The organism is Staphylococcus sp. Ze2, assembly GCF_048568365.1.
Lineage (GTDB): Bacteria > Bacillota > Bacilli > Staphylococcales > Staphylococcaceae > Staphylococcus > Staphylococcus xylosus.
The window spans coordinates 59,078-80,231 of record NZ_CP183486.1 but is presented as its reverse complement, the minus strand read 5'-3'; the positions used below and the strand labels follow the sequence as shown (position 1 = coordinate 80,231).

17 protein-coding genes and 1 pseudogene are annotated in these 21,154 nt (G+C 33.2%); 8 read left to right on the top strand and 10 right to left on the bottom strand.

Annotated features, from left to right (window positions below; genetic code table 11):
- Positions 1 to 138: 138 nt before the first annotated feature.
- Positions 139 to 1,758: a PucR family transcriptional regulator gene (locus tag ACM591_RS00325; protein ID WP_326026920.1), complete on the bottom strand. Its 1,620-nt coding sequence runs from the start codon at positions 1,756 to 1,758 to the stop codon at positions 139 to 141.
- 316 nt (positions 1,759 to 2,074) lie between these two features.
- On the opposite strand from ACM591_RS00325, the gene allW reads away from it, so the two are divergent.
- Positions 2,075 to 3,565, top strand: a complete 1,491-nt coding sequence (allW, locus tag ACM591_RS00320) for an allantoin permease (protein ID WP_029378893.1) — start codon at positions 2,075 to 2,077, stop codon at positions 3,563 to 3,565.
- The gene (gene allB, locus ACM591_RS00315) at positions 3,555 to 4,916 is read left to right on the top strand and encodes an allantoinase AllB (RefSeq protein ID WP_029378894.1); all 1,362 of its coding nucleotides are present in this window, start codon (positions 3,555 to 3,557) and stop codon (positions 4,914 to 4,916) included. The genes allW and allB overlap by 11 nt, the downstream gene beginning before the upstream one ends.
- Before the next feature lie 57 nt (positions 4,917 to 4,973).
- On the opposite strand, the gene ACM591_RS00310 is transcribed toward allB, so the two are convergent.
- A complete protein-coding gene (locus ACM591_RS00310) occupies positions 4,974 to 5,300 on the bottom strand; it encodes a PH domain-containing protein (protein WP_326026921.1) in 327 nt (108 codons plus the stop codon).
- Between the two features lie 22 nt (positions 5,301 to 5,322).
- A complete protein-coding gene (locus ACM591_RS00305) occupies positions 5,323 to 6,804 on the bottom strand; it encodes a catalase (protein ID WP_029378896.1) in 1,482 nt (493 codons plus the stop codon).
- A 637-nt stretch (positions 6,805 to 7,441) separates the two neighbouring features.
- Between ACM591_RS00305 and ACM591_RS00300 the strand changes: the two genes are divergently transcribed.
- Together ACM591_RS00300 and isaB are read left to right on the top strand one after the other, a co-directional pair.
- Positions 7,442 to 8,008, top strand: a complete 567-nt coding sequence (locus ACM591_RS00300; RefSeq protein WP_232164430.1) for a M15 family metallopeptidase — start codon at positions 7,442 to 7,444, stop codon at positions 8,006 to 8,008.
- Positions 8,009 to 8,195: 187 nt separating this feature from the next.
- On the top strand, positions 8,196 to 9,056 hold the full coding sequence (gene isaB / locus ACM591_RS00295; protein WP_119609866.1) for an immunodominant staphylococcal antigen IsaB family protein: 861 nt from the start codon (positions 8,196 to 8,198) through the stop codon (positions 9,054 to 9,056).
- A 134-nt stretch (positions 9,057 to 9,190) separates the two neighbouring features.
- Here the strand turns inward: isaB and ACM591_RS00290 are convergent.
- The 4 genes and pseudogenes from ACM591_RS00290 to ACM591_RS00275 all read right to left on the bottom strand — a co-directional run bounded on the left by ACM591_RS00290 (position 9,191) and on the right by ACM591_RS00275 (position 13,719).
- Positions 9,191 to 10,520, bottom strand: a pseudogene (locus ACM591_RS00290) (IS1182 family transposase).
- A gap of 189 nt (positions 10,521 to 10,709) precedes the next feature.
- A complete protein-coding gene (locus ACM591_RS00285; RefSeq protein WP_029376874.1) occupies positions 10,710 to 12,212 on the bottom strand; it encodes a Mur ligase family protein in 1,503 nt (500 codons plus the stop codon).
- Positions 12,213 to 12,350: 138 nt separating this feature from the next.
- Positions 12,351 to 13,160 carry an anti-sigma factor gene (locus ACM591_RS00280; protein ID WP_029376873.1) on the bottom strand — a complete coding sequence of 270 codons (810 nt, stop codon included), beginning with the start codon at positions 13,158 to 13,160 and terminating at the stop codon, positions 12,351 to 12,353.
- Positions 13,150 to 13,719 carry an RNA polymerase sigma factor gene (locus ACM591_RS00275; RefSeq protein ID WP_029376872.1) on the bottom strand — a complete coding sequence of 190 codons (570 nt, stop codon included), beginning with the start codon at positions 13,717 to 13,719 and terminating at the stop codon, positions 13,150 to 13,152. Before ACM591_RS00275 ends, ACM591_RS00280 begins: the two co-directional genes overlap by 11 nt.
- A 477-nt stretch (positions 13,720 to 14,196) precedes the next feature.
- Between ACM591_RS00275 and ACM591_RS00270 the strand changes: the two genes are divergently transcribed.
- On the top strand, positions 14,197 to 14,697 hold the full coding sequence (locus ACM591_RS00270) for a GNAT family N-acetyltransferase (protein ID WP_029376871.1): 501 nt from the start codon (positions 14,197 to 14,199) through the stop codon (positions 14,695 to 14,697).
- A gap of 159 nt (positions 14,698 to 14,856) precedes the next feature.
- Here ACM591_RS00270 and ACM591_RS00265 read toward each other — a convergent pair whose 3' ends face one another.
- The 3 genes from ACM591_RS00265 to ACM591_RS00255 form a co-directional block, all read right to left on the bottom strand.
- The gene (locus tag ACM591_RS00265) at positions 14,857 to 15,444 is read right to left on the bottom strand and encodes a histidine phosphatase family protein (RefSeq protein ID WP_029376870.1); all 588 of its coding nucleotides are present in this window, start codon (positions 15,442 to 15,444) and stop codon (positions 14,857 to 14,859) included.
- Between the two features lie 202 nt (positions 15,445 to 15,646).
- On the bottom strand, positions 15,647 to 16,897 hold the full coding sequence (locus ACM591_RS00260; protein ID WP_411776124.1) for a M20 family metallo-hydrolase: 1,251 nt from the start codon (positions 16,895 to 16,897) through the stop codon (positions 15,647 to 15,649).
- 19 nt (positions 16,898 to 16,916) lie between these two features.
- Positions 16,917 to 17,747: an alpha/beta hydrolase gene (locus tag ACM591_RS00255; RefSeq protein ID WP_253902576.1), complete on the bottom strand. Its 831-nt coding sequence runs from the start codon at positions 17,745 to 17,747 to the stop codon at positions 16,917 to 16,919.
- A gap of 163 nt (positions 17,748 to 17,910) precedes the next feature.
- Between ACM591_RS00255 and allC the strand changes: the two genes are divergently transcribed.
- From allC to allD, 3 genes are all read left to right on the top strand, one after another.
- Complete coding sequence (gene allC / locus ACM591_RS00250; protein WP_326026954.1) at positions 17,911 to 19,143, top strand: allantoate deiminase; 1,233 nt, start codon at positions 17,911 to 17,913, stop codon at positions 19,141 to 19,143.
- Positions 19,144 to 19,228: 85 nt separating this feature from the next.
- Complete coding sequence (gene allE / locus ACM591_RS00245; protein WP_029376866.1) at positions 19,229 to 20,017, top strand: (S)-ureidoglycine aminohydrolase; 789 nt, start codon at positions 19,229 to 19,231, stop codon at positions 20,015 to 20,017.
- A 15-nt stretch (positions 20,018 to 20,032) separates the two neighbouring features.
- Positions 20,033 to 21,064, top strand: a complete 1,032-nt coding sequence (gene allD / locus ACM591_RS00240; RefSeq protein ID WP_070052130.1) for an ureidoglycolate dehydrogenase — start codon at positions 20,033 to 20,035, stop codon at positions 21,062 to 21,064.
- Positions 21,065 to 21,154: the final 90 nt, after the last annotated feature.

Below are 21,154 nucleotides of genomic sequence, written 5' to 3'. Positions count from 1 at the left end.
TAGTGGCTCATACACATTATTGTATATGCAGGTGTTCCGATTTTAAGAGTTAGTGGGACTTATGCATGAGCGGAAGCTCAGGTAAACCTTTAAAAAATAGATTTTCACTCTATTTTTTAAAGATAATCTTATAGGTGTTTAATCGAATTGAGTAATATCAGAAACGTATAAAGCGATACGAATGTTTAATGAATGCATTGGATCTTCAATATTCACGCCTATTAAATTGCTACATTTATTAATTCTATACTTAACTGTATTACGGTGAATATATATCTTTTCTGCAGTTTTAGTTATATCACACTGATTATCCATATAAACTCGTAATGTTTGCTTTAATTCTAAGTCTTTTTTAGTTTTAGGATAACTCAATGGTCCTAAAGTATGTTTTATAAAAGGACGTAATTTCTCTTTTGGTATTAACTGTAAAAGTTCTTTAATATCTTTGGAATGATAATACGAAATGAAGCTTTGCTTATCATTCAGTAATCCATTTTCAAAGGCTTCATTAGCCTCAAAGTATGACGAAGAAATTTGTGTGAACTCTGTAACTTCATTGCCGATACCAAAAGAAATCGTGCCTTCAAAATGATCTCCGTAACTATTTTGTATACGTTTAAGGTAGTCATAGTAATAGTCGTGACGATTTTGTAATAAAATAGCGAAACGATTCGTACTTGGTATTTTATAAATACTAATATAATCATCAAGATCGGTAAACATATATTGAAGCCAGTGGAATGTTAGTTGATACCTTTCGTTAAGGTAATAACTATTCTCTAAGGTATTCGGTGAGTCAATGTCACAAATGATGATTTGATAATAATCAGAATCGAAAATATTATAGCGTTTCAGTAAATCGTTATGCTTTTTGATTGAAAGTGTTTGATCGCTTTGATTATTAACAAGTGCTTCAAAAAAGCGGTTAATATCATTTTGTTCGGCTTCTTCAATTTTTGTGTTTTTGTATAATGCAAAACTCAATACGCTAACCACTTGCTCAATAGTTAACAAACTGAAGGGATATGACAATTTATTGACTTGTGAAACCATTAAATAATAAGGAAAGTACGTATATCCTAGAACTTTGAAAATGACATGGTCTTTGTTTTCAAACACTTGTTTATTTTTATCATAAAGAGTCGATTGTTGGTAATGATTAAGGAAATAACTAATATGTTCATTAGTTAAATGTTTATTTTGGTCGTAATGATGGCTTAACGCTTCTGGTGCTTTGAAAGGATCGAAAAGGATGATCGGCACACCAAGTAATTTACTCATTCTTTGAATCATTGTATTAATGCTATAACCTTTGATAAGAAGCTGATTTAATTCTTGTTGAATGTGTAATGCGTAGTTTAATTTTCCAGTTTCTGAGTCTGAAATGTAAGATGAAATTTGATGTGTAATTTCCCCTAAGTTCCAACTTTCTGGTATCTCTATTAAGGGGAACCCCAATTTATCTGCAAAGTTTATAACCTCTTTATCTAGCTCATGTAAAAACCTCGAAATTTTTATGCCGAGACCTGCCGTATTAATATCATGCAAATCTTTAATTAACCTTTTTAAATCTTCTTGGTTGTCTTGAAATAATACGCCAGTTGTTAAGATAAAAGCATTTTGAGAAGTGAAATGCTTAATATCATTGTTTTCAGTAATATCTAAGCTTGAAACTTCTGATGATAAATCTCCGTTTTTGTTAATCAGTTCTAACTCTTTAAACTGAGGAACGGACAAAATTTCATTAAGTGTAGTCATGTTTTAATCCTCCGTTTCCGTCTTCTTATATTGTGAATCATACTAATATATTTTACGAATAAATATAGGTTTATTTGTATATTTATTAATAAGGTGGTATATTTATAAACATTCCAAATCCGTTTTTAATTTTATAAATCTTATCAAAAATAATGTTATATAAAAATTATTATACACATATTTTGTTCGAAATATATAACTTTCTAATTAATATATGTCATTACTAACAAAGAAAAACGCTTACATACGTAATAAAATGTAAATTAAAGATTAATTAAGATAGTTATTAGTCTATTGAAGCAAAGGAGACAAACAGATGGGAACACAGGGGAATGAAACGGCTTATAATCAAGCTTTATTTGAAAAGCGTGGTTATAATAAAGATATAATGCCTAAGACATCAGATCAACGAAATAATTCGGCATTCAACTTTTTCACTTTATGGATGGGTGCTGTTCATAATATACCTAACTATACAGCGGTAGGTGGTTTTCTATTAATAGGTCTATCGCCATTACAAGTCATATTTGCCTTGATTTTAAGTTCATTTGTTATTGCATTATTACTCGTTTCAAATGGATATGCTGGTTCTAAATACGGGATACCTTTCGCAATGCAGTTGCGTGATACATATGGAGATATTGGCGCTAAATTGCCTGGTGTTTTACGTGGCGTTGTAGCCGGTATCGCATGGTTTGGATTACAAACATTTGCTGGTTCTCAAGCATTACTGATATTACTAAATAAGATTTTTCCAGGATTTGAAAATATTGGAAGTGGCATTTCAATTCTAGGTATATCGATACCGGGGTTAATTGCATTTTTAATTTTCTGGGCAATTAGTTTTGCGATTGGATTTGGTGGTGGTGATATATTGAATAAATTCACTGCTATTTTAAATCCACTCATTTATATAGTATTTGGTGGTATGGCAATATGGGGTGTGACTGTTGCTGGCGGTTTCAGCAATATCATGAACTATGAAATATCAACAAAAACAGACGGTATTATATATCCAGCCATTTTGTCATTTATTTTAATCTTTAACTCCTTATTAGGTGTGTGGGCTGGACCAGGTTCAAGTGTTTCTGATTTTACACAAAATGCAAAATCTACTAAAACACAAATTATTGGTCAGGTTTCCGGTATAGTAGTTGCTCATGTTTTATTTGCGATTGCTAGTGTGTTTATTATCATTGGTGGTTCTATTTACTTAGGTCATCAAGAGTGGAATATTTTAACGATTATTAATGAATGGAGTAACTTCTGGGCGATCTTGATATCGACAGGGGTACTATTAATGACAACCATTTCTACGAATGCGACGAGCAATATTATACCTGCTGCATATCAATTAAGTGCGTTATTACCTAAATGGATTAATTATAAACGTGGCGTAGTTATTGCTTCTGTATTAAGTGTTGTTATTATGCCATGGAAAATGATGGAAAATGAGGATAGTATCTTTTTATTCTTAAATGCTATTGGTGCAATACTTGGGCCAGTTGCAGGTGTAATGATAGTGCATTTCTACTTAGTATCTAAATGTCGCATTAATATCGATAAATTGTATTTTGATTTACATGATAAAGATATAAAAATACAAAGAGTTAATATTTCTGCTTATATTGCAACGGTAGTAGGTGTGGTCATTTCATTGCTCGGATTCTTACCAGCATTTAAAGTGATTTCTGATTTTTCATGGTTTATTGGATTCTTTATATCCAGTTTAGTTTATATCGTTTTACACCATTCAGTTAAATTATTTTCAAAAAAACAAGAAGGAGTGAACTATAATGAAATATGATTTAATTTTAAAAAATGGCTTAGTCATTTTAGAAGATAGTCAGCAAAATGTAGAAATCGGTGTTAAAGATGGCAAGATTGCCGCTATTGGTCAAGATTTAGGTGAAGCTGAACAAGTTATTGACGCTCAGAACCAAATCGTATCTCCAGGTATGGTAGACGCACATGTGCATATTACTGAACCAGGTGGCGGTTATCGTGATAGCTGGGAAGGTTATGTTACTGGAACGCGAGCAGCAGCCAAAGGTGGCGTAACGTCATTTATTGAAATGCCTTTAAACCAAGTGCCTGCAACAACTGATCAAGCTTCTATCCAAGCAAAATTTGATGCTGGTAAAGGTGAATTGTCAGTTGATGTTGCGAGTTATGGCGGTTTAGTGCCATATAATTTAAACGGTGGTATTCAAGAGTTGGATGAAGCGGGTGTCGTAGCGTATAAAGCATTTTTAGCAACATGTGGTGACCGTTCAATAGAAGGTGACTTTGAAAATGTGGATGATTATTCATTATACGAAGGTATGAAGCAAATTGCTAAAACTGGTAAATTACTTTCTATTCATGCAGAAAATGCAACAATCACTGACCGTTTAGGTGAAATTGCTAAGGCTAACGGTGAAACAACTTTAAGTGCATATGTCGATAGCAGACCAGTATTTACGGAAGTTGAGCCAATTCGTAAGATTATCTTATTCGCAAAAGAAACTGGTTGTCGTGTGCATATTGTGCATGTTGCTTGTGAAGAAGGTGTAGATGAAATTATCAAAGCTCAACAAGAAGGTGTAGATATTTCATGTGAAACATGTACCCACTATCTTTACTTCTACAAGGAAGAATTAGATGACATTGGCCCAGTTGTAAAATGTTCTCCACCAATCAGAGAAAAATCGCGTTTAGAAGGTATGTGGAAACGCGTGTTAAATGGTGATATTGGATTTGTTACTTCCGATCACTCGCCATGTACACCCGACTTAAAAGATACAGATAATGCTTTCGAAGCATGGGGCGGCATCGCTGGATTACAAAATAATGTCGATATTTTATTTGATGAAGGTGTTCAAAAACGTAATATGTCATTAAATAAATTTGCAGATATTATTGCTACAGCACCTGCAAAACGTTTTGGATTAGAAGCAAAAGGTAGCATTGCCGTTGGAAAAGATGCAGATTTTGTTTTAATTAAACCGAATGCGCCGTATACTCTAGCAGCAGAAGATTTAGCATATCGTAATAAGATGAGTCCTTATATTGGTCGTGAAATTGGTGCGCAAGTGACGCAAACTATTTTAAGAGGCGAAGAAATTTATAATCAAGAAACTGGTATTTCAGAAAAACGTATCGGACAATTTATATAATTTTTAATAAAAAGGATGACTTCTACGCAATCATTGGTAGAAGTCATCCTTTTTAGTTTAAGTACGTTTAGTTTCGATATAACTTATGAATTGTTCGGCGGCATTTTTATTTAAATTTGTAATTGGAAATGTACCAATACTAAAACTCATGGTTAGCGTACGGTTATCTAATTGAACATCTTCTATTTCATCATAACGGATATTTCTATAGTAAAATTGGCCATCCATATCTACGTTTAAGATAAGGCGTTCATTTGTTGCAATATATGCAGCGTCATATGTTCTTACATCACCATTGAGAGGGTATTCCATCTTCCCTAAAATGGCAGGCCCTTTTTTCTTAGTTGGAAACAAATCTTCTGGATTTACGTTATCTAATATCATATAATCACCTTTTTCTTGTATGTTAGTCTGCGACATCTAAGTCTACTTCATTAATATCAATTCCCATAGCTTCGGCTACACCTTGACCGTATGCAGGGTCGGCTTTATAGCAATGTCTGATATGGCGATGTTTTAATGCATCGGTGACGGGACTCATTTCATTCGCAGTATTATTAAATAATATTTGTTGCTCTTCAGATGACAATAAACGGAATAATTTACCAGGTTGTTCAAAATAATTGTCGTCATCCTCACGAAAGTCATATTCATATGCTTGCCCTTGAATATCTAAAGCTGGCTTCTTGTATTGTGGTTGATCTTCAAATGCCCCGTTACTATTTGGATAATAATGTGTACTAGCGCCTTGATTGTTATCTAAGATGCGCATTTGCCCATCTCTACTAAATGGACATATATTTTCCATACCGACACCTTTAGGTTGATTAACTGGAATTTGCCAGTGGTTAACACCCAAACGGTATCTTTGAGTATCTCCATATGAAAATAGTCGACCTTGTAACATTTTATCTGGTGAGAAATCTAAACCTGGAACAATATTTGTAGGTGCAAATGCAGCTTGTTCAACATCTTGGAAATAGTTTTCAGGGTTTCGGTTTAATTCAAACTCACCAACTTCAATTAATGGATATTCATCTTTATACCAAACTTTAGTTAAATCAAAAGGATTATCTTTATGATTACGAGCTTGTTCTTCTGTCATTACTTGAATGTACATTTTCCATTTTGGGAAATTGCCTTGTTCAATATTATTAAATAAATCTCTTTGAGAAGAATCTCTATCTTTAGCCATCACTTGTTCGGCTTCTTCTGCAGAATAGTTCTCTATACCTTGTTGAGTTCTATGATGGAACTTAACCCAAAAACGTTCGCCTTTGTCGTTATACATAGAGTATGTATGGGAACCAAAACCATGCATATTTCTAAAACCTTTAGGAATACCACGATCTGTCATTAATATTGTAATTTGGTGTAGCGCTTCTGGTAATAATGTCCAGAAATCCCAGTTCGCTTGTGGGTCTTTCATATTTGTTTTTGGATTACGTTTAACCACGTGGTTTAAACTTGGGAATAATTTAGGGTCTCTAAAGAAGAATACGGGCGTATTATTACCAACTAAATCCCAGTTACCTTCGTCTGTATAAAACTTCAAAGCAAATCCTCTAATATCTCGCTCTGCATCTCCTGCACCACGTTCGCCTGCTACAGTTGAAAATCGTGCGAACATTTCTGTCTGTTTACCGACTTCAGCAAAAATACTTGCGCATGTATATTTTGTTATATCATTTGTTACTGTGAAGGTACCAAATGCACCTGATCCTTTAGCATGCATTCGACGCTCTGGGATTACTTCTCTATCAAAGTGTGCCATTTGTTCAAGGAAATAAATGTCTTGCATTAATAAAGGTCCTCTTGGACCTGCAGTCATACTATTTTCTCTATCTGATACGGGAGCTCCAAATAGACCTGTTAACTTTCTTTTCATAATTTAATCTCCTTTATTTTAATCATCAAATAAATGAATTTGAATCCTTTACAGTGAATATTTGTTGGAAACAGAGATTCACATTTATATTAAGTAATAGTTTATGTAGAGTTTTCGACACTGAAAGTCGTATAAACATAGTTAGCGTTGTTTTTGCGATTCTAATATAAAACTTGATACTTATTTTTTTACATAATTATTTAACCTCCCAATTCACGATGATAATTATAATTAATATCTTTTTATAATTATTATAATCTATTATAGCTAAAAATCGACTTAAGTACAGAGTTTTTTTCTCAAAAAACCATTTTAATTGATAATAATTATCTATAATTGAAATTTATAGATTATAATATCAAGCTCAATTTTTATCTCTGTTTTTATGTTTTGTATTTCTAATTGATTTATCATTTTATTAAATGTAATGTTGTTGAAAAAAAGAAGGTTAATTATTTGGAGTCGATTAGAGTGTCGACATAATGAGGCAGATGTTGGAAAGGTTGTAAGTGCATAACCATGGATTGAAATAACGTTAGATTTAAAATTAATTTAATAAAAACGTGATGATAAGGATGAGTATATGAAAAAATTAATCTCGGGTATAGCTATAATTTTAACTGCAATAATTTATTTCATGAATAAAAAGCAAAAGCACTATGAAAATAATATTATAAAAAAAAACGGGGCATATTACTGTAATAATCATATTATTGTAAATAAAGACTATAAAGTTTCTCCATTTTATACGCCGTTTCCCAAATTAGAAGCATTAAACGCTTTAAAGTTAATGATTAATGAGGCAGATAAGCAAGGATTCCAATTAATTATTATAAGTGGTTTTCGTTCATATCTTAAACAGATGCGATTGTTTAAGATGTACGTGCAACGTGATGGTTTGAAAAAAGCGCAACTCTATAGTGCTAAACCAGGATTCTCGGAACATCAGACTGGTCTTGCATTTGATGTTGCTACTCGAGGATTACAAGAGTCAGCTAAAGAGTTGTTTCAATATACAGAAGAAAGTAAATGGTTGAAGGATAATGCTCATAATTATGGCTTTATTATTCGGTATCCAGAAGGTAAAGCGCATATTACACAATTTATGTACGAACCATGGCATTTAAGGTATTTAGGAAAAAAAGATGCAAAAGAAATAAAAAATTCTAACCTCACATTAGAAGAATATTTTCAGTTAATTTAAATAATTGTTATAAAAGTGAACTTATAATAGTGAAAATACGTATGTCTTAGTAAGTAGAATAAAAAGGAGGCATTACTCAAAGTAATCAGTTTTATCTTAAGTAAAACAGTCATTTGTTTTTAAGCGTAAGACTAAGAAACAAGGTACCAGCAAATATTAATAAAACGTTAAAAAGGGGTGGAGATTTATGAATAATAAAACATTAATGATTTCATCATCAGTATTAGCAGCAAGTTTATTTTTAGGTGCAGGATCAGCTCAAGCTCACACGACAAATAACAACATGGGTCAACAGGACATGGCAATGAACGAAGAAATGGGACACATGAATAACAACATGGGTCAACAGGACATGGCAATGAACGAAGAAATGGGACGCATGAATAACAACATGGGTCAACAGGACATGGCAATGAACGAAGAAATGGGACACATGAATAACAACATGGGTCAACAGGACATGGCAATGAACGAAGAAATGGGACACATGAATAACAACATGGGTCAACAGGACATGGCAATGAACGAAGAAATGGGACACATGAATAACAACATGGGTCAACAGGACATGGCAATGAACGAAGAAATGGAACATATGAATAACAACATGGGTCAACAAGGCATGGAAGTGGACGAACAAATGGTACAAACAACAATGATGCCATATTATAATTATAAAGGGTATACAACATATGATGGACAATTTACTAAAGACTATGATTTTGTAAGAGCATTACAACATGATAACGTTATGATTGATAGTTATAAAGTTAATACAGCTGCATCTGATAAAGATGTTGCATCAAGTAAAGCAGTTTATGACTCTATGATCGATATGAATAAAGATGGGCAAGTTATTCATATAACTTTTGAAACGAAACCGGACACGATAAGTAAAGAGATGTTTGAAAAAGCACATATGACAAGTAATATGGTGGATGAAGGCAAAACGACTAATGGCACATATCTGACTTACGAAACTAATAATGGTATGTATAAAGCTTTCTTCGATAAGCATGGCTATTTAATGAAAATGATGATTAGTTAATTTGTATATAAATTAAAGTATAAAAAAAGCCTTGATTAGGGGGCTTTCAGAACGTAGACAAACCTTGCGCAAATTAATGCGTAAGGTTTGTTTATTTTTATTTATATAGTTATTTTTCAAAAAGCAGTGGTCTTTCAGACCATTATTGGCCCTTTTACTAACCACATTGCTATTTTTTTTAGATTCATGGCAGCACAAATTAGCGTGGTATCCATGGAAACTTTGTTATGCCCTCTATATCTTGTCCATCGCATACCATGTTGTTCTTTTGCATCGCCAAATCTTCTCTCTATTGTTTGACTTCGCAATTTATATTGTTTTTTTACAGTATCAATAAACCTTAAATCTTCAACTATATCTAAATCGTCTTGCCAAACATGTCTTCTAATTTGTTTTATGGCATCTTTATTTTCGGTACATTTACTTAATACAGGACAGTCTCGACATATTGAACCATCTGATACATATAACCTGTGTCCTGTCGGCATCGTTCTTTTGTATGATAAAATTTCATCATTAGGACAAATATAAGTATCATAATATTCATCGTAGATGAAATCTTTTGTTCTGAAAAATCCAGGTTTCCCCTTAGGTCTTGTATAGGGCATTGCTGGTACAATTGCTTTTTCAAGTAAAAAGTGGGCATTAAAAGGTGTTTTATAACCTGAGTCAATTGCTAATGTAATAGGCAACATCTGCTTTGCTTTTAGTCTTTCAATCATTGGTTTGAGTTGTGTACTATCATGAATATTACCGGGCGTCATTTTTATCCACACATGCATGTAAACTATAAGCAAATTGCTTTTCTCGTTCTCCTTTTACATAGTATCCAGCTTCTGGATCAGTTGTACTTACCTTTTTTGTTTTATATTCCTCCTTCTTTTTATTTTTTAATGGCTTTTTTCCTTGTGCTAACCTTTGTTCATTTATTTCATTGTCCAATTCTTCTTGAAAGTGGAGTGTATCTTTTTTAACAATTTCTGTAATATACTTATTTTTATTTGCATTTGCTTTAATATGGGTGGAATCAATAAATAAAGATGAGTGATCGATTAAGTTATTTTTGATAGCTATTTCGAGTATTTTCTCAAATATTTGTTCAAATAAATCCGTATCATGAAAGCGACGTGTATAGTTTTTACTAAAAGTCCCAAAATGAGGTACTTTATCTAAAAAGCTATATCCTAAATACCAACGGTAAGCTACATTTGTTTCTATTTCTTTAATTGTTTGTCTCATTGATTTGATACCAAATAGTCTTTGTATAAGTAATATTTTTACTAAAATAACTGGATCTATAGAAGGTCTACCATTATCGAGACAATATTTGTCTTCGACAAGTTCATATACAAAATTTAAATCTAATATCGTATCGACTTTACGTAATAAATGATTATTAGGGACTAATTCAGAAATAGAAATCATTTCATATTGATCTCTTTTATCAATTGATTTATTCAACATAATAAACACCACCACTGTTTAATTTATATATATTATAATATTTTTCGTATAATATTGGCAGTGATTTGGGCCGACTCCTGCGGGAAGAGCGCTAGCCGAAGACTACAGGCTAAGGCAGTGCCCGCGGAAAGCGTGCACAAAAAACTGCCAACAAAGTCGGAGACTTTGTCGACAGTCTGAAAGCCCTGATTAGGGGGCTTTTTTTAGTGTTGTTGTTTGATGTTTGAGTTCTTGTAATATCTTTTTTGCATACTCTTGATCATCGTGGTCGTATTTTTGACCTTTATAATTTTGGGGTTCATTTATACCAGTAAGTAAAATAATCTCATTATTTTTATCTGTTGCATGTAAAAGTGCTTTTATACCTTCTTTTCGTGAAGAGCCACGCAAAACATTACTTGTTCTATAACAATCTGGTAAATGATTAAACATAAAGCGAAGGATTTTTTCTGGGTCTTCATATCCTACTTGTTCTGCAGCAATCATCAACTTATGAATACCCTGAGGTAATGTATCTACGGTCAATTTTATTTTATCTAAACCTCTCAATCCTATGCCTGTAACCATTGTATTTAAGCTCTTATTAACACTTTTACTATAATTCAAAGCGTTATTTATAGATTCTTTAATGGCCAAAGCAGTGTGTGCAAAATCCAATATAATCGTATAATCATCTATTTCTACTATTTGAAAGCGATGTAATGGTGGATCAATTGTGGAAGCAACTTTAACTATTTTCTTTGAATCAAAACCTAATTTGTCTAAAGCAAATATACTTGTAGCTAAGTTTATAAAGTTATGTCCTCCTTTAAATTTAGGTAGGATAGTATATGGAATATCGTTAATCTCGATATCAATAGCGTCATTAGTAATATGATATTGATAATATGCGTTTTGTGTAGTGGAAAAATGCTGTTCGTCTTTTAAAATAGTATGGTATTCTGCCGTATCTAAATTGATTAAATTTAGTGAGCTTAGTCCATCTAATCTTAATTTAGCTTTTAAATAGTTAGTCATAGTTCCGTGATATTCTAGATGTTCTGGACTGAAATTAGTAAAAACGGCTAAATCATTTTTGATAAAATCTGTCCGTCTTTGATCTAGAGCTATAGAAGTAGCCTCGTAAACGATATAATCATAATTTTCATTATAAAAATAATTTATAATCTCAGCCATTTCAAAATACATTGGTGTAGTTTGAGTTGAATGATTAAAGTTAAGTTTATTGTAATTACAGTCGTATATTCCCATCGTGCCTATAATAGCCACTTTTTTATCAAGTTGTGTAAGTAAATTACCGATCATATGACTTGTTGTTGTTTTGCCATTTGTACCTGTAACAGCGATACATTTAATATTTTCAATTGCATTTTTATAAAATAATTTGACTAAGTTATTAGCTACTTCTGGAAAATCTGTTATAAAAATAATAGGCATATTGTATTCTAAATGGCTAAATTTAGAGGGAGGCGCATCTGTAATCACAAGCAAAGGATTCATTTCGTTAGCACATTGAGCATAATGTGTTACATTTTCTGAATCTTTTAACATGAATAAGGTAGCTAGGCTTATATCTTGGTACATTGAAGTTACTTTTTCACAAATGATTTCTGAATCTAATTTTACACATTTTGAAGGTTCGACTGTATTTTGCTTAATGACTGACAAGATATCTTTAACGGTTATTTTCATAGTTTATCTCCACCTTTTCTATTCAGTTTCTAACTAATACAAATATAATTAATGTCTTATTAAAAATGTGATTAAGAGATATACGTATGAAAATCAAAAAAGGATCACATAGATTTGTGATCCTTTTAGATAATTTTATTAAACTTCTTTACTAGCCATAATCATTTGTCCTTTAGGTTCTGCGTTGTTTGGTGAAGGTTCTAAGGTGATGGCGATGGTATCATTCTTGTCTACATCGAGGTCATTTAAGTCGAATACGACCATGCCTTTATTGTTTTTAGTTGCGAATGTTCCTGCAGGATATGGTTTGTCATCTTTAATGACCCAAACTTGATAAACTTCATTGCCTGTTGTAGCTTCAATATCATTAGCTTCGACCATTAGCTTATTATTTGTTTGGCTATTAGATACATAAGCTTGACCCTGTGTTTTTTCCTCATTCATAGATTTCAAATTGATAGCGTGTGTATCATTGGTATTAATCAATGGTGACGATTGTTTTTGTGATTCTTTGTGGTTAAAATATTGAACGCCATTTCCGATCAATGATAACAATAATAATGCCGCCATAATACCTATAGATAGTTGTTTGACCCATGTATGCTTAGTTTGCTTATAATCACTTTGTTTATATTGTTGTGATTCATTTGTATTCTGGGTATCACGTTTTTGCAAAGGTGTAGTGTCTTGATTGTAGTGACTTGATTGATTCTGTTGATTTTCATGTTCTTCATTAATAACTGCGTCTAATATTCTTTGCTTCATGCCTATTGGAGGTTCAACTTCCTTATTACTATAAGGAAGCGTATCGTGAAGAATATTAATGTCATTTAAAGTTTCGTCACTTTCAGAAGAGGAATTTAATTCTTTTTCAATTTCTTCTTTTACATGCTCATCCAAATTGTCATTAAAATAATCGTATATTTTATCAACTTTTTTATCGTTCATTTTCTTCACGCTCCCTTCTTGAAACTTTTTTAAAGTAGTTATTTAAATGTTGTATTGATAATCGAAGTCTGCTCTTTACAGTACCTAAAGGTGTGTTTAATTTATGTGCAATCTCTTGTTGGCTTAACCCTTTATAATAAAATAGGGCAATGATATCTTGTTGATCTTTATTTAAATATGAAATCATTTTTTGAATTTGCTCTGAACATTCTTTCTCTAATAAATCATATTCGGGTAAGCCACTCAGTTGCAGTCCCTGAAATTCTTCGTTGAATTCACTTTCTGTTACTTTTCGCTTTCTTACAATATCAATTGCTCCATTACGACATAGTGTGATGAGCCAAGTTGATAATTTACCTTTTTCAGATTTGAAAATTGCTTTTTGATGCCAAATTTTCATAAAAATATCTTGTAATATTTCCTCACTAGATTGCTTGTCTTGAGTGATTTTATAAGCCAAATTAAATAGCAATGACTCGTACCGATCATATAGGATTTCTAGACTTTTGCTATCCTTATTCTCAACAATCAGTTTATATAGATCATTTTCATCTAGCATGCCTTCTCCTCCTTGTTTATAAAAATACGTAATACAAATAGAAAAAGTTCACCAATCTGGGTGAACTTTTTTACTAAAATATACTCATAAAATAAAAAAGTTAAATATTAAGTTATTATTAGATGATAACTTAATATTTAACTAATGTGTATATAAAGTTATAATGCTTATAAATGAATATTATTTATAAATTTTGAAAATGTTGTTATAAACTATTGGTTTGCTGAGTGAATTTAAATCAGTTCGTCGTTAGTGTTTAAGTTGGATTTTGAGTGTTGGGGCCATGCGACCATTGAAATAATTACTTTCATTTTCAGTAGTATTTAACCTATGATAAATTAAAGTGACAGTATTGGATATTTAAGTTAAATAAATTCTGTATTGATAAGATCTAATCGACTAACGACTAATAGCAACCTATAAAAGTAAGCGTTCGCTAATATAATACTTGATTTTTAAAATTATAGGAGGGTAAATATGGATTTCTATTCTAGAGATTTAATAGATACAGATATAGATGACATAAATGAATTACATAATTTAACAGAAGTAACTAAGTACCAAACTTGGAAGACGCAAAGTAATGAGGAAACAAAGCAATTTCTTCGTGAAGTTATAAATCAAGATTCGAATGTAGTTTATAATGTTTTAGTTAATCCTGATACTGATAAAGTTATTGGGACGATACAATTAGTTATAGATGAAGTGAACAAAAGTGCCGAAATTGAATTTATTATCCATCCGAATTATTGGAACAATGGTATCGCAACAAATATAGCCAAAACCATTATAAAATATGCTTTTAAAGTGCTGAAATTAAACAGAGTAGCGGCATCTATTGATTCAAACAATACAGCAGCAAGAATGGTGTTACAAAATTTAGAAATGAAGTTAGAAGGCGTCTTAAGAGAAAATAGACTAGTAGACGGTGAATATAGGGATACATTAAGTTATGCTATTTTGAGAAGTGAATACTAACTATAAAGAGCCACTTCTTAATTTCTTAAGTTAGTGGCTCTTGCACCTAAGTATATACTCAGGTGTCCAATTTTGGAAATCAGTGGAACTTATGCATGAGCGTAAGCACAGGTAAACATTAAACTCTTTCGAATGTCAGGGCATGGCAACGAAAGCTTTTTAAATGCTTGAGCCTTGCATCGGCAAATGTGAAGTTTGGTCATAGTTGATAATAGTACAATGACCATCAGCAATTTTTAGCGTGCTCATACTGCCGTTTGTAAGTTTTGTGATACCTGTGCCCAAATTGCCATTTGAGTAATGATGAAATATTGCATTGATAAAAGCTCCGTGAGAAATAATTAATATGTTTTTATCTTTGTAAGTATTATTAACTAAATCTATACCTTTTAAGAAGCGGTCTTTAATTACCGCTTCTTTTTCTTTATTTGGATAGATGAGTGAAGGGAATTTTGCACTGCGTTCTTCTGGAGTTAAACCTTCAGCATCTCCAAAAGAAACTTCGATAAAAGCTTCGTTCTCTATTAACGGAATATTTAAGTAATGTTGAATCCATTGTGCAGTTGTTTTAGCCCTTGATAATGGGCTTGTAAGAATAACATCCCAGTGTGACTCCTTTAAATATTGGCCACATGCTTTGGCTTGTTCGATACCTTTGTCATTTAAAGGAGTATTTGTAAGTCCTTGTAATCTCCCAGCAGTATTCCAATCAGTTTCCCCATGTCTGATAAAACATATTTTCGTCATTATAATCAACCTCTGTCATTGTATTATCTTATAAAAGTATTTTGAAACTAAAATTTTGATTTTAGCATGTAATTTTTTTCATAAAATATAGTGCGTAAAAAAGTGAGAAACCTACTTTGTATAATAGGATGCTCACTTTAGTTGTTAATTATATTATTATTTTGGAGAAAATCAAAGAAAGCAACATTTTACAAAAGATGTATTAATCTTCTAATGTTGTTTCTAATTTGGCTAACTCAATCGTTGTATTTATATAAACTTGAATACCTTTGGCAATTTGTTGCTCAGTGACAGATTCTTCTGGTGAATGACTAATACCTTTTTTACAAGGAATGAAAATCATACTCGTTGGACAAATAGGTGCGAAATTCATCGCATCATGGCCTGCACCACTATACATATAACGGAAACTATAGTCAGACTGAAGACAACTTAGTTCAGTGATTTGAGCCATTTTATGATTGAAACTTTGTGGCTTGTCTTGCCCTAAGTCTTCTAAATGATATGCTGTTTTGCGTTTTTGAGTAATAGCTTGAATTTGTTGCTGGATTTCTGTAACAACTTGTTCCCGTACTGTCAGATCTTTTCCTCGAATATCAATAAGTAAAGTGACTTCTCCTGGAATTGCATTCATCGTATTTGGATATACATTTGCGTAACCAACTGTCGTAACAATTCCCTGATCATGATAAGTTTGGCCTATAGATTCAATACTTAAAATAATTTCTGACGATGTAGTAAGTGCATCAATTCTCATAGGCATAGGGGTAGAACCAGAATGACTCGTGACACCTTGGATATTTAACTTGAAACGATGAGGGGCAGCAATATCTGTGACAATACCAATATCTTTGTTGTTCTTTTCAAGTATTGGACCTTGTTCAATGTGTAGCTCTAAGAAAGCTTTAATTTGGTTGCGTTCAAATAATGCAGCCTTGCCTTGCATGTCTTGAGATAAGGGTTCGACGACATCATAAAGTATATTGCCTTCATTATCTTTAATATGTTTCATGTCTGATTTAGTCATCTTACCTGTTAGGTATTTGCTTCCTAATGTAGCCTCGTTAAATCTTGTTGACTCCTCACAGGCAAAGGCGATGACGATGATAGGGTGATCAGTTTCGATTTGGTGTGTATTTAAATGTTCAATAACCTCTAATGCTCCTAGTACACCTAGTAACCCGTCATATTGGCCACCGTCTTTTACAGTATCGATGTGAGAACCTAAAACTACAGGCTTCAAAGATGGGTCTTTACCTTCTCTGCGTGCAATGACATTTCCGAAGAAATCAAAATATACATCTAAGCCAGCTTTTTGACACAACATAGAAAACTTTAATGCAGCTAATCTCTCTGGATGTGTAAAGGCGATACGATTAATACCACCATTTTGTTCATTTCGAGCAAAGTTATTAAACGTTTGAAAATTATCTAAAACATTTTGCAAATTCACTATAAACATTCTCCTTCAATTAAACGAGTTGGTTTAAAAAATGTACGGCCTTCTTATATAAATCAATGCTAGTTTCATTTACTGTTCTATCAAAGTCATGTTGGTTATCATCTAAAGTTTCTATATGACAATTTTTTACATTTTGATAGATATATTCACTTTCGCTATATGGGACATCTGGATCATTGATACAATGGACAATGAACGTTGGCGGAAAGTGATTGAGTTGTTGAGCTGAAATATTATAATCACTTTGCGTTGAGGTCTGAATACCTAAATACTCTAGCCATTTAGCTTCTCCACGTGCATGTATATAAATAGGATATCTGGCTTGCATAAGACCAGATGTTAACGGTTGCTCTTGAATCAATTGATTCAGTATCTCAGGAGTAATTTTAGATGATAGTGTTTGGTATTGTGAATTTGGTCTTAAAAATGATGGTACATGTACACGGCAATAACCATAAAAATCAACAATGCCATCGACTTGACGATGTGTTGAGACAATCATTGCTAAAAAAGCACCTGCAGAACGACCGAATGTAAATAAAGGTATTGATGGATAGCGTTGTTTAATTGCATCATATTGTAGTAAAGCATCACTAATGATTGTGTTTATATTACTTTCAGGTGCCAGACGGTAAGAAGCTAGGACGAGATGAAAGTCTTGTGTTAATAAATCTATGTAATTCTGTGAAAGATCGTCAGGGCTTCCAAAGATTAATCCGCCACCATGAAAGTACGTTATAACGCCTTTTGCGTGTTTGTTTTGTGCTTCAATAACTGTAAAAGGTAAGGTAAATCCATCTTCAGTCATAATTTTAGAATGATATTGAGACAAACCTATCATCCTCCTATATATAAAATTTGCTAACTATAGTATCTCAAAGAAATGTTTAGAAGTATTTGTATAAATCGAATAAAAGTCTCAACCATTATTGTTAGAAATGTGAATGATAACTAAAATGTAAACGCTTATAATTGGTTGTGAAATGAAAAAGGAGTTGAATTTAATGGACATACGATCTTCTTTTGAATCTTTAGATAAAAAATTCACCGGTTTTGGTGGATTGAACGGTGGCGGTATTACGCGCTTACTATATTCAGATGAGTGGTCAAATGCTGTACATGAATTAAAACATACATTAGAAAAAGAAGGGTTTAAAGCTAGCTTTGATAGTGTCGGTAATTTAAAAGGACGTATTGAAGGAAGTAAATACCCCGAAGAGACAATTATGTCAGGATCACATATTGATACCGTTGTTGAAGGCGGTCATTTAGATGGTCAGTTTGGTGTCTTAGCAGCATTAGTTGCAATGCAATCATTGAAATCCGAGCATGGTCAACCATTGCGCTCACTTGAAGTCTTGGCATTAGCCGAAGAAGAAGGTAGCCGTTTCCCGTATGCGTTTTGGGGAAGCAAAAATTTCTTTAACTTAGCTAAACGTGAAGACGTTAATGATATTGCTGATGGCGAGGGTATTAATTTTAAAGCAGCGATGAACAACGCTGGTTTTGATTACCGCAGTGAAGATAACGATTATAGTTATATTAAGTCATTTATTGAAGTACATATCGAACAAGGCAAAGTATTGGAGACTGAGAAGAAAGCAATCGGCGTCGTCAATGGTATTGTTGGACAAAAACGTTACACAATTAACTTGAAAGGCGAAGCAAACCATGCGGGAACAACGCCGATGGGATTAAGAAGAGATGCAGTAGTTGCTTTCAGTAAAATCGCGACAGAGCTAACTGATAAAGCAAGAGCGATTGGTGATCCACTAGTTATTACTTTTGGTCGTGTTGATCCAGTGCCAAACACAGTCAACGTAGTGCCAGGTGAGGTGACTTTTTCAATTGATTGTAGACATATTAATCAAGAAGAGTTAAATGATTTTGCGAAAACGATTGATAATTGCATCAAAACGGTATCGAAACAAGAAGGTGTCGAATACGACATTAACTTGTGGATGGATGAAGCGCCAACCATGATGGATGAAAGCTTAGTCAAAGTAGTAGAACAAGCTGCTGAACAAGTAGTGGGTTCTAATGACAGTAAGATGATGCCATCGGGTGCAGGTCATGATTCTCAAATCTTTGCTAAATACATACCGACCGCAATGTTGTTCGTCCCATCTATTAATGGCGTGAGTCATAATGTTACAGAAGAAACTAATATTGAAGATTTAGTTAAAGGTATAGAGGTGCTTAAACAAGTATTGTATCAACTTGCTTATAAAGAATAAGGATTGAAACAGTTAAATAATAATTGTTCAGCAAATTCAAACGAGAAAATAATAATTCCAAATAGAGAAAAGGAGTAATGTTTTTATGGGTTATTTAAACCACAATCAAGGTTATAGAGAAGGCTTATTAGAAACACGTTCAGTAATTAAAAAGGATAATTATGCAGTAATTACGCCAGATGGTTTAGTTAATAATGTAGTACCAGGATTCGAAGATTGTGATGTAACAATCATGGGAACCCCAAGATTAGGTGCTCGTTTTGTTGATTATTTAGTTACTTTGAAAAATCAAGGCGGCAACAAACAAGGCTTTGGAGGTAACGGTGTACAAACATTTATCTATGTTGAATACGGTAATATTAATGCGTACGCAGATGATAAGAAGTATGAGTTAAGTGCAGGCGGTTATTTATATGTTCCAGCTCATCAAGTTATGACGTTTGAAAACAGTAACCAAAATAATGATAGTAGAGTATTTTTATACAAAAAACGTTACCAACCATTAGAAGGATATACACCAGAAGTAGTTACTGGAAACGTTAATGATATGGTGCAAGAGCCTTATGAAGGTATGGAAGAAGTTAAAATCTTAGACCTTTTACCAAAAGAACTTGCATATGATATGAATATTCATATTTTATCATTTAAACCTGGTGCATCTCATGGATATATCGAAACACATGTGCAAGAACACGGTGCTTATATCTTAAGCGGACGTGGCATGTACAACTTAGATAATGAATGGATGCCAGTTGATAAAGGAGATTATATCTTTATGGGTGCCTATGCGCCTCAAGCGACATATGCAGTAGGTTTAGACGAACCGTTTGCATATATCTATTCAAAAGATGCTAATAGAGATATTGAAATTTAAGGAAGGTTGTTAACGATGGAAGAAGAGACGTTAGTATACGTTGAAAGAGATAAATTACGTGAACTGTTCAAGAGAAAATTGACGCAAGCTGGTCTTCCTGAAGTACAAGCAGACAAAACGGCTGACCTTATGATATTTGCTGATGAGCGTGGCATCCACTCTCATGGGTCTGTGCGCATGCAATATTATGCAGAACGTATTTCAAAGCAAGGTTATAATTTAGAACCTAGTTTAGAATTTACGCAAAATGGACCTTCAGCTGGAACTTATTTTGGAGATAATGCAGTAGGACATTATGTCGCGTATCAGGCAATGGAAGAAGCTATCACCATGGCTGAGAATAGTGGTATTGGTATGGTAGGTGTCAAAGAAATGGGCCATAGTGGCGCTATTGGCTATTTTGCAGAACAAGCTGCAAAACGAGGAATGGTAGCTATTACAGTATGTCAATCAGATCCAATGGTTGTACCATACGGTGGTACGAAGCCTTACTTTGGCACGAATCCTATTGCATTTGCTGCACCACGACAATCGGGCGAACCTATTTTGTTCGATATGGCAACAACAGTGCAAGCATGGGGAAAAATCTTGGATGCCCGTTCCAAACATAAATCAATCCCAGATACATGGGCGGTGGACAATCAAGGAGAACCGACAACCGACCCATTCGAAGTGGCGGCATTATTACCAGTTGCAGGACCTAAGGGATACGGACTAATGATGATGGTTGATATCTTAGCAGGTAGCCTCCTAGGATTGCCATTTGGTCAACATGTCACTTCAATGTATAAGGATTTAAGCCAGTACCGTAGATTAGGGCAGTTTCATATTGTAATAAATCCAGCTTATTTTGGAGATAAAACATTATTTTTAGAAAAAGTCTCTGAAATGGTTGATGAGTTACATGACATAAAACCAGCACAAGGATTTGAACAAGTCTACTATCCTGGGGAAATTCAGGAAACAGTCAAACATCGTTATGCTAAAAGTGGTATTCCAGTCGCTGAAAGTATTTATGACTATTTAGTATCAGAGCAACTGTATTAAATAAAACTAAAGGAAGTGAAATGGGAACGTTATGAAATGTATGAGGGCATACATTTAAAGACTAAGCTTACTCTCCCAAGTAGCTTCCTT

Bases quoted from the DNA above. Each gene is read 5' to 3' on its own strand.
- ACM591_RS00265 (WP_029376870.1), bottom strand. From the start codon at position 15,444: ATGACGAAAATATGTTTTATCAGACATGGGGAAACTGATTGGAATACT.
- allW (WP_029378893.1), top strand. From the start codon at position 2,075: ATGGGAACACAGGGGAATGAAACGGCTTATAATCAAGCTTTATTTGAA.
- ACM591_RS00275 (WP_029376872.1), bottom strand. From the start codon at position 13,719: ATGCTAGATGAAAATGATCTATATAAACTGATTGTTGAGAATAAGGAT.
- ACM591_RS00280 (WP_029376873.1), bottom strand. From the start codon at position 13,160: ATGAACGATAAAAAAGTTGATAAAATATACGATTATTTTAATGACAAT.
- allB (WP_029378894.1), top strand. From the start codon at position 3,555: ATGAAATATGATTTAATTTTAAAAAATGGCTTAGTCATTTTAGAAGAT.
- ACM591_RS00325 (WP_326026920.1), bottom strand. From the start codon at position 1,758: ATGACTACACTTAATGAAATTTTGTCCGTTCCTCAGTTTAAAGAGTTA.
- ACM591_RS00255 (WP_253902576.1), bottom strand. From the start codon at position 17,747: ATGATAGGTTTGTCTCAATATCATTCTAAAATTATGACTGAAGATGGA.
- allC (WP_326026954.1), top strand. From the start codon at position 17,911: ATGGACATACGATCTTCTTTTGAATCTTTAGATAAAAAATTCACCGGT.
- ACM591_RS00270 (WP_029376871.1), top strand. From the start codon at position 14,197: ATGGATTTCTATTCTAGAGATTTAATAGATACAGATATAGATGACATA.
- ACM591_RS00310 (WP_326026921.1), bottom strand. From the start codon at position 5,300: ATGATATTAGATAACGTAAATCCAGAAGATTTGTTTCCAACTAAGAAA.
- allD (WP_070052130.1), top strand. From the start codon at position 20,033: ATGGAAGAAGAGACGTTAGTATACGTTGAAAGAGATAAATTACGTGAA.
- ACM591_RS00300 (WP_232164430.1), top strand. From the start codon at position 7,442: ATGAATAAAAAGCAAAAGCACTATGAAAATAATATTATAAAAAAAAAC.
- ACM591_RS00285 (WP_029376874.1), bottom strand. From the start codon at position 12,212: ATGAAAATAACCGTTAAAGATATCTTGTCAGTCATTAAGCAAAATACA.
- allE (WP_029376866.1), top strand. From the start codon at position 19,229: ATGGGTTATTTAAACCACAATCAAGGTTATAGAGAAGGCTTATTAGAA.
- ACM591_RS00305 (WP_029378896.1), bottom strand. From the start codon at position 6,804: ATGAAAAGAAAGTTAACAGGTCTATTTGGAGCTCCCGTATCAGATAGA.
- isaB (WP_119609866.1), top strand. From the start codon at position 8,196: ATGAATAATAAAACATTAATGATTTCATCATCAGTATTAGCAGCAAGT.